Genomic DNA, 8,009 nt, shown 5'->3' with positions numbered 1-8,009 from the left:
GCGTCCGACAGCGGGCTGTAGGCGAACCAGCCGAAGTCCGCGGCACCCTGCGGGGTGAGGAAGCCACCGACCGCGATGGTCGAGCCGAACAGGTACAGCCAGTAGGCGAACATGTTCAGACGGGGGAAGGCGACATCCGGGGCGCCGATCTGTATCGGCATGATCCAGTTGGCGAAGCCCGCGAACAGGGGCGTCGCGAACATCAGCAGCATGATCGTGCCGTGCATCGTGAACGCCTGGTTGAACTGCTCGTTGGACATGATCTGCAGGCCGGGTCTGGCGAGTTCGGCGCGCATGAGCAGCGCCATGACGCCGCCGATCAGGAAGAACCCGAACGCCGTGACCAGGTACAGCGTGCCGATCGTCTTGTGGTCCGTGGTCGTCAGCCACTTGATGCTCTTGAGATCTCTCACGCCCCGCCTGTGTCCGCGCCGGGCCCGCGCGTCACACTTGACGGACGCGAGGAGAATCACGGAACCGGGTGTGACGATCGCCCCGGTGCCGGACATGAACGGGACATGAGCAACGACGAGGACTTCGCCGCTGCCTATCGCGAGCACTACTGGGCGGTCAGCCGCTATGTTGCGCGGCGACTGGACGGGCGGAACGGCGAGGTCGAGGAAGTGGTGGCGGAGGTCTTCACCGTCGCCTGGCGCCGCCGCGCCGACCTGCCGGCGGTTCCACTGCCCTGGCTGTACGGCGTGGCACGAAACTGCCTGGCCAACGCGGTGCGCGGGTACGGGCGTCGGCGTCGGCTCGTCGACCGGCTGGGCAACGACGAGGCCGCGCACGGGCGGCAGGTCGAGGTGGGCCCCGAGGCGGACGCCCCCGGCGACTGGGTGCACGAGGCGTTGGCGCGGCTCTCGCCGGCCGATCAGGAGGTGCTGCGGCTCACGGCATGGGAGGAGCTCGGAGTGGACGAGGTGGCCGTGGTCCTCGGATGCGGAGCGCGGGCCGCGGCCATGCGGTTGCACCGGGCGCGGCGGAGGCTGAGAGCGGAGATCGATCGACGTGCGGTGCTGGGAGGGGCCGGGTGCTGAACGTTCCTGGTGCCGCGACGCGTCGTCGGTCGGCTGCCGCCGCGCCGTTGCCGGTCGTCCGCTTCCCCAAGCCCCGCTGGGGTGCCGCCATTAGCCACGTGAAGGATCAACGCCATGGCTGACGAACTCGAACTCCTGCGGGTCGCCAACCCGTTCACCGGCGACGGGCCCCTCTACGGCGACGGGCCCCTTGACCATCAGGCCGAGCGGGGACTCAACCGGCTCCTGCACGAACGGCGTTCACGGCGCCGCCGCGTGCTCTGGAGCCTCGCCGCCACCGCCGCCGTCGGGGCGACCGTGCTCACCGTCGTGCTGGGCGGGCCGAGCGGCACACCGGCGGTGGCGGCCCCCCGGCCCCTGGTGGTGCAGGCGCACTCCACGCCCGTCTCCCTGAAGCAGCTCGCGGCACTCGCGACGGCCGTCGCGGTCGACGGAACTCCCGCTCTGCGCAGGGGAACCCATGTCCAGACGTGGAGTCTCGGCATGTCCGACGACAAGCCGCCGGTGACCGTTCCCGAGGAGCGCATCGTGCGGTGGAACCCGGACGCCAGCCACACGGAACGTCTCGTCGCGGACGGGCATGTCCTCAAGGAGACGACGTACCCGCCGAGTTGGAGCGACGTCCCGCCCGACGCCCGCCCGCCGCACGACGTGGCCGGACTGCGCGCGTACCTCCAGGAGGCGGCGTACAGCAGGACGCCGTTGACCACCCCCGAACTCCTCGGCGCAGTGGGCGAGTTGCTGGACCACTGGACGCTCGGAGCGCGTGAGTCGGCCGCGTTGGCGCGGCTGCTCGCCGGGGTGGACGGGCTGCGGCCGGTGGGAGAGGTCACCGACCGCCTCGGGCGGAACGGGGAGGCCTACGTCTACCAGCGGTCCGGCAGCCGGCTGATGCTGATCATGGACCCGGCCACCGGCGCCGTCCTCGGCATGGAGAGCACCTTCACGAAGGACCAGCCCGAGTACGGCGTCAAGGCCGGGGACGTCATGGAGTACAGCGCGTGGACGCGCTGATCACACCCCGAGCTGCCGGGCCGCGGCGGTCACCGTCTGCTCCAGCAGCGTGGCGATCGTCATCGGGCCGACCCCGCCCGGCACCGGAGTGATCAGCGAGGCGCGCTCGGCGGCGGAGTCGAAGTCGACGTCACCGACGTTGCCCGCGTTGTAACCGGCGTCGATCACGACCGCGCCGGGCTTGATGTCCTCGCCGCGGATCAGCCGGGGCCGTCCCACGGCGGCGACCACGATGTCCGCCTCGCGCACCACGTCGGACAGGTCCCGGGTGCGCGAGTGGCAGTAGGTGACGGTCGCGTCGCGGGCCAGGAGCAGCATGCCGGCCGGTTTGCCGAGGATCGCGCTGCGGCCGACGACGACGGCGCGCTTCCCGGACGGGTCGACGCCGTACTCGTCGAGCAGCCGCATGATGCCGCCGGGCGTGCAGGACACGAAGCCCGGCAGGCCGAAGCTCATCGTCGCGAACGACGCGAAGGTGACGCCGTCCACGTCCTTCTCCGCCGCGATCGCCTCGAACGCGGCCCGCTCGTCGATGTGTTCACCCATCGGGTGCTGGAGCAGGATGCCGTGCACGGCCGGGTCGGAGGAGAGTCCGTCGAGGGTGGCGACCAGGTCGGCGGTGGTCGTGGAGGCGGGCAGTTCCACGTGCCGGGACTCGATGCCGGCCTTGCGGCTGCGGTTCTGCTTCATCCGGACGTAGGTGACGGAGGCCGGGTCCGCGCCGACCAGGACCGTCGCGAGACAGGGCGCCGTACCGGTGCGCTCCGTGATGTCGGCGGCCTGCTTCGCGGTGTCCTCGACGATCCGCCGAGCGAGCGCGGTGCCGTCCATGAGCCGTGCCTGGGACATGATCCACTCCTGAGCTGGTTGACCAATCGCCCAGGCGCACGGCATCGACTCCGCGTGGGCCGCTCCACGGTGGTGCTCCACCTCAGCGCCAGTCACGACCCGCGACCAGCCTAACCGACAGTCCTACGACAGCCCCGGCCGCCCACCGACAGCCCCACGGCAGCTCGTCTCCCCCACTCCCGGCTCACCGGTGCCGGAAGCCCCGCGTCCGGCCGGCGGGCGGTGCCGGCAGCGAGCGGGACCGGGCCGCCCGCAGCGCCGACCCCAGCAGGGTGGCGGACGCGCGCAGACCCGCTGCCGTGACCGGGGCCCGCCGTCGGGCCGCGGCGGCGCGCGCGGGTGCCGTGGTCGCCGAGAAGGTCCAGGTCACGCGGGTGCTGATCCGGACCCTCGGCACCATCCGCGCTAGCCGTCCCATGCCTGGATCATCGTCTGCCGGGTGATCTTGCCGTCGCGCAGCAGGAGCATCGACTCGGCGAGGACCCGTGCCCCGTCCGGATACTGACACGACTCGCTGTAGGCGGCCCGGTCCCCGTCCACGACGCACTCCTCCAGCCTGTGCGTCATGTCGCGGCCGTAGACGTCGGCGAGCATCGCGCCGATCTCGTCACGGCCGTGCAGGACCTTGGGATGACTGGGCTGCGTCAGGTGGTCGACGACGTGGACCTCGGCGTCGTCCGCGTAGAGCGACAGCAGTGTCGCCGCAGTGTGGTCCTCTATGCCCCGGCGCAGGGCGTCGGTGTCGAAGCCGGGGTGTGCCGCGGTGCCCATGGTGACCTCCTCAGAGGGCCGCGGCCCGAACAGGGACGAGCCGCGAAGGGCCTCTCCTACGAGCCTCCTCCGCCGCGCCGGGCTCGGCAAACCGGGCGGCACGCTCCGCCTCACGGGTGAGCGGTGGCCGGTACCCGTGACCGCGCGGGGACCGGCCGCGTTGCTGAGGGCATGATCTCAACACGACGTATTGCCGCCGCCGTTGGTCTCGCGGTCGGGGTCACCGGCCTCGTCGCGCCGATGGCGAACGCCGCCGACGCGCCCGCCTTCAAGGACGGCAAGGTCAGCCCGGTCGCCCTCCTGGACTCGCTCGCGGTGAGTGAGATCCCCGCCGAGCACCGCGCGGAGGTCCCGCGGGTCGCCGACCAGCTTCAGGGCCTGAACCACCTGAACGACCTCCAGCAGCTGCACCAGGTCACCGACATGACCGCGCCGGTCACGGGACTTCTCCCCAGCATCGAGCCGTGAGCCCGCGGTACTGATCCCGCGGAGCACGCGAACACGCGAACATCGAGGGCCGTCCGGAAACGGGCGGCCCTCAGCTGTTCCCCAGGACCAACCGGTCGTCCCCAGGACCAACCCGTCGTCCCCGGGGTCAGCCCGCCGCCGCCAGGAACTGCGTCGCCGCCAGCTCCGCGTAGAGCGGATCGGCGGTCACCAGCTCCCGGTGCGTGCCCACCGCGCGGACCCGGCCCGCGTCCATGACCACGATCCGGTCCGCCATCGTCACCGTGGACAGCCGGTGCGCGACGACCAGGACCGTCGTCGTCCGGGCCACGTCGGCGACGGTGTCGCGCAGGGCCGCCTCGTTCACCGCGTCCAGCTGCGAGGTCGCCTCGTCGAGGAGCAGCAGCCGGGGGCGGCGCAGCAACGCGCGGGCGATGGCGACACGTTGGCGTTCACCGCCGGAGAGGCGGGTGCCGCGGTGACCGACCAAGGTGTCGGCGCCTTTGGGAAGCCGGGCGACCAGACCGTCGAGGCGGGTCGTCCGCAGCACGCGCGTGACGGCGTCCTCGTCCGCGTCCGGATTGCCGAGCAGCAGGTTGTCACGCAGCGAGCCCGAGAGGACCGGGGCATCCTGCTCCACGTACCCGATGGCGGACCGGAGCCGGGGCAGGTCCCAGTCCGCGAGGTCCCGGCCGTCGAGGGTGATGGCGCCGGACTCGGGGTCGTAGAACCGCTCGATGAGGGAGAACACGGTGGTCTTGCCCGCGCCGGACGGGCCGACGAACGCCGTCATGCCCTGGGCCGGCACGTCGAAGGTCACGCCGTGGTGGACGTAGGGCAGGTCGTCGGCGTAGCGGAAGCGGACGTCGTCGAAGGCGAGGGCGGCGGGTGCGGCGCCGGGGGAGGGCAACTCGGCCTGCGGGGACGGGGGTTCGGCGGGAAGTTCCAGGGCCTCCTGGATGCGGGAGAGGGCCGCGGAGCCCGTCTGGTACTGGGTGATGGCGCCGACGACCTGCTGGATCGGCTGCATCAGGTAGAAGACGTAGAGGAGGAAGGCGACCAGGGTGCCGATGCCGATCGCGCCGGTGGCCACCCGTGCCCCGCCCACCGCGAGCACGGTGATGAACGCGACCTGCATCGCGAGACCCGCCGTGTTGCCCGCCGCCGCGGTCCACTTGGCAGCGCGCACGCTCTGCCGCCACGACTCCTCGGCCGCCCGGTGCAGCGTGCGCTCCTCGCGGTCCTCGGCGCCGGACGCCTTCACCGTGCGCAGCGCGCCCAGGATGCGTTCCAGCGAGGCGCCCATCACGCCGACGGCGTCCTGCGCCTGCCGGCTGGCCCGGTTGATGCGCGGCACGATCAGGCCGAGCACGGTTCCCGCACCCGCGATCACGGCGAGGGTGACGCCGAGCAGCACGGGGTCGACCACGCCCATCATGACGACGGTCGCGACCAGCGTGAGCCCGCCGGTGCCCAGGCCGACCAGCGAGTCCGTGGTGACCTCGCGCAGCAGCGTGGTGTCCGAGGTGATGCGCGCCATCAGGTCACCGGGCTCGCTGCGGTCCACGGCGGGAATCCGCAGCCGCAGCAGATACGACGACAGGGCCCGCCGCGCGCCGAGCACCACCGACTCGGCGGTACGCCGCAGCACGTACGAACCCAGCGCGCCCAGCGCCGCGTTGGCGACCACCAGCGCCGACATCGCGAGCAACGCCCCGGTGATGGCGCGGTGATGCGACAGGTCGTCGATGAGCCCTCGTGCCACCAGCGGCAGCAGCAGCGCGGCACCTCCGGTGACCAGGGAGAGCAGCGCGCCCGCCAACAGGACCCAGCGGTGCGGTCGGACGTAGTCGAGGAGCAGTCGCCAGGCCGGCTGGCCGCTCCGAGTCCCTGCGATGCTCACGGCACTCCTCGCGAGTCGGTCGGAGCATTCAGGCTACGTCGGCCACCACCCGCGGAGCCGACCGGTCCCGGGACGCCGGCCGTCCGCTCCCGGTATCCGGCGACGGCGGGCCCTCGGTCGTGCCCTTACCGATCAGTCACGCGTAGGGTCGTAGGCAGGCACAACCGCAGACGAAAGGGATCAGGACCATGGCGCAGGAAGTACGCGGCGTGATCGCACCGGGCAAGGACGAACCGGTCCGGGTCGAGACGATCGTCGTACCCGATCCCGGACCCGGCGAGGCGGTGGTGAAGGTGCAGGCGTGCGGGGTCTGTCACACGGATCTGCACTACAGGCAGGGTGGTATCAACGACGAGTTCCCGTTCCTGCTCGGTCATGAGGCCGCGGGTGTGGTGGAGTCGGTCGGCGAGGGTGTCACGGATGTGGCCCCGGGCGATTTCGTGATCCTCAACTGGCGTGCCGTGTGCGGCAACTGCCGGGCCTGTCTGCGCGGACGGCCGCAGTACTGCTTCGACACCCACAACGCCAAGCAGAGGATGACCCTCGCCTCGACCGGCCAGGAACTTTCCCCGGCTCTCGGTATCGGTGCTTTCGCGGACAAGACGCTGGTGGCCGCCGGGCAGTGCACGAAGGTCGATCCGGCTGTGTCTCCGGCGGTGGCGGGGTTGCTGGGGTGCGGGGTGATGGCCGGTATCGGTGCGGCCATCAACACGGGGAACGTCGGTCGGGGTGACAGTGTGGCCGTTATCGGGTGTGGTGGGGTCGGTGACGCGGCGATCGTGGGGTCGCGGCTGGCGGGTGCGGCGCGGATCATCGCCGTGGACATCGACGACCGCAAGCTGGAGAAGGCCCGCTCGATGGGCGCCACCCACACGGTCAACTCGAAGTCGGGTGATCCGGTGGAGGCGATCCGCGAGCTGACCGGCGGCTTCGGTGCCGATGTGGTGATCGAGGCGGTGGGCCGCCCGGAGACGTACAAGCAGGCCTTCTATGCGCGGGACTTGGCGGGCACGGTGGTCCTCGTGGGTGTGCCGACGCCGGAGATGAAGCTCGAACTGCCGCTCCTGGACGTCTTCGGGCGTGGTGGCTCGCTGAAGTCGTCGTGGTACGGCGACTGCCTGCCCTCGCGTGACTTCCCCATGCTCATCGACCTGCACCAGCAAGGGCGTCTGGACCTCGGCGCGTTCGTCACGGAGACGATCCAACTCGACGAGGTGGAGAAGGCGTTCGAGCGGATGCACGGCGGCGACGTGCTGCGTTCGGTGGTGGTGCTGTGATGGCCGCACGCATCGAACACCTCGTCACCTCAGGGCAGTTCAGCCTCGACGGCGGCACCTGGGACGTCGACAACAACGTCTGGATCGTGGGCGACGACCACGAGGTCGTCGTCATCGACGCGGCCCATGACGCCGACGCCATCCTCGCGGCGATCGGCGACCGCAGGCTCACCGCCATCGTCTGCACCCACGCCCACAACGACCACATCGACGCGGCGCCCGAACTCGCCGACCGTACCGGCGCGAAGATCTGGCTGCACCCGGACGACCTGCCGCTGTGGAAGCAGACCCACCCCGACCGCGATCCCGACGCCCACCTCGCCGACGGCCAGGTGATCGAGGCCGCGGGCGCCGACCTGAAGGTCCTGCACACACCTGGTCACGCGCCCGGCGCGGTGTGCCTGTACGACCCCGGGCTCGGCACGGTCTTCACCGGCGACACCCTCTTCCACGGCGGCCCGGGCGCCACCGGCAGGTCGTACTCCCACTTCCCGACGATCATCGACTCCATCCGCGACCGGCTGCTGACCCTGCCGCCGGAGACGAAGGTGCTCACCGGGCACGGCGACTCGACGACCGTCGGGGCGGAGGCCGCTCACCTGGAGGAGTGGATCGCGCGGGGTCACTGAGACACCGGCCGATACCCGACAGAAGATGTCCGGCTTCTCCTGCACGATCGGCACGACACACGTCGAACGAGCACGGGAG

10 protein-coding genes and 1 riboswitch are annotated in these 8,009 nt (G+C 71.3%); of the genes, 5 read left to right on the top strand and 5 right to left on the bottom strand.

Annotation, left to right across the window (positions count from 1 at the left end; translation table 11 throughout):
• Positions 1-509 (bottom strand): cbb3-type cytochrome c oxidase subunit I (locus tag ACIPTO_RS19400; protein WP_401193608.1); only part of this gene is annotated, 509 nt, incomplete at its 3' end.
• 9 nt (positions 510-518) lie between these two features.
• Between ACIPTO_RS19400 and ACIPTO_RS19395 the strand changes: the two genes are divergently transcribed.
• A complete protein-coding gene (locus ACIPTO_RS19395) occupies positions 519-1,040 on the top strand; it encodes an RNA polymerase sigma factor (protein WP_401193605.1) in 522 nt (173 codons plus the stop codon).
• A 114-nt stretch (positions 1,041-1,154) separates the two neighbouring features.
• On the top strand, positions 1,155-2,054 hold the full coding sequence (locus tag ACIPTO_RS19390) for a CU044_5270 family protein (protein WP_366317150.1): 900 nt from the start codon (positions 1,155-1,157) through the stop codon (positions 2,052-2,054).
• On the opposite strand, the gene ACIPTO_RS19385 is transcribed toward ACIPTO_RS19390, so the two are convergent.
• The 3 genes from ACIPTO_RS19385 to ACIPTO_RS19375 form a co-directional block, all read right to left on the bottom strand.
• On the bottom strand, positions 2,055-2,903 hold the full coding sequence (locus ACIPTO_RS19385; RefSeq protein ID WP_366317152.1) for a bifunctional 5,10-methylenetetrahydrofolate dehydrogenase/5,10-methenyltetrahydrofolate cyclohydrolase: 849 nt from the start codon (positions 2,901-2,903) through the stop codon (positions 2,055-2,057).
• Positions 2,904-2,924: 21 nt separating this feature from the next.
• Positions 2,925-3,009, bottom strand: a riboswitch (ZMP/ZTP riboswitch).
• Between the two features lie 78 nt (positions 3,010-3,087).
• On the bottom strand, positions 3,088-3,321 hold the full coding sequence (locus tag ACIPTO_RS19380) for a hypothetical protein (protein ID WP_401193603.1): 234 nt from the start codon (positions 3,319-3,321) through the stop codon (positions 3,088-3,090).
• Positions 3,309-3,674 carry a nuclear transport factor 2 family protein gene (locus ACIPTO_RS19375; RefSeq protein ID WP_401193601.1) on the bottom strand — a complete coding sequence of 122 codons (366 nt, stop codon included), beginning with the start codon at positions 3,672-3,674 and terminating at the stop codon, positions 3,309-3,311. The genes ACIPTO_RS19380 and ACIPTO_RS19375 overlap by 13 nt, the downstream gene beginning before the upstream one ends.
• Before the next feature lie 171 nt (positions 3,675-3,845).
• Here ACIPTO_RS19375 and ACIPTO_RS19370 point away from each other — a divergent pair, with 171 nt between their 5' ends.
• Positions 3,846-4,142 (top strand): hypothetical protein, encoded by a 297-nt coding sequence (locus ACIPTO_RS19370; protein WP_366317158.1) that lies wholly within the window; start codon positions 3,846-3,848, stop codon positions 4,140-4,142.
• Positions 4,143-4,269: 127 nt separating this feature from the next.
• Here ACIPTO_RS19370 and ACIPTO_RS19365 read toward each other — a convergent pair whose 3' ends face one another.
• Entirely contained in the window at positions 4,270-6,024 is a 1,755-nt protein-coding gene (locus tag ACIPTO_RS19365; RefSeq protein ID WP_401193598.1) for an ABC transporter ATP-binding protein, read from the bottom strand.
• Between the two features lie 188 nt (positions 6,025-6,212).
• On the opposite strand from ACIPTO_RS19365, the gene ACIPTO_RS19360 reads away from it, so the two are divergent.
• Together ACIPTO_RS19360 and ACIPTO_RS19355 are read left to right on the top strand one after the other, a co-directional pair.
• Positions 6,213-7,301 carry an S-(hydroxymethyl)mycothiol dehydrogenase gene (locus ACIPTO_RS19360; RefSeq protein WP_401193596.1) on the top strand — a complete coding sequence of 363 codons (1,089 nt, stop codon included), beginning with the start codon at positions 6,213-6,215 and terminating at the stop codon, positions 7,299-7,301.
• On the top strand, positions 7,301-7,930 hold the full coding sequence (locus tag ACIPTO_RS19355; protein WP_401193593.1) for an MBL fold metallo-hydrolase: 630 nt from the start codon (positions 7,301-7,303) through the stop codon (positions 7,928-7,930). The genes ACIPTO_RS19360 and ACIPTO_RS19355 overlap by 1 nt, the downstream gene beginning before the upstream one ends.
• Positions 7,931-8,009: the final 79 nt, after the last annotated feature.

Origin of the sequence: Streptomyces sp. NPDC090083, from assembly GCF_044747445.1 — a bacterium.
GTDB lineage: Bacteria > Actinomycetota > Actinomycetes > Streptomycetales > Streptomycetaceae > Streptomyces.
This window is presented reverse-complemented; position numbering and strand designations above follow the sequence as displayed.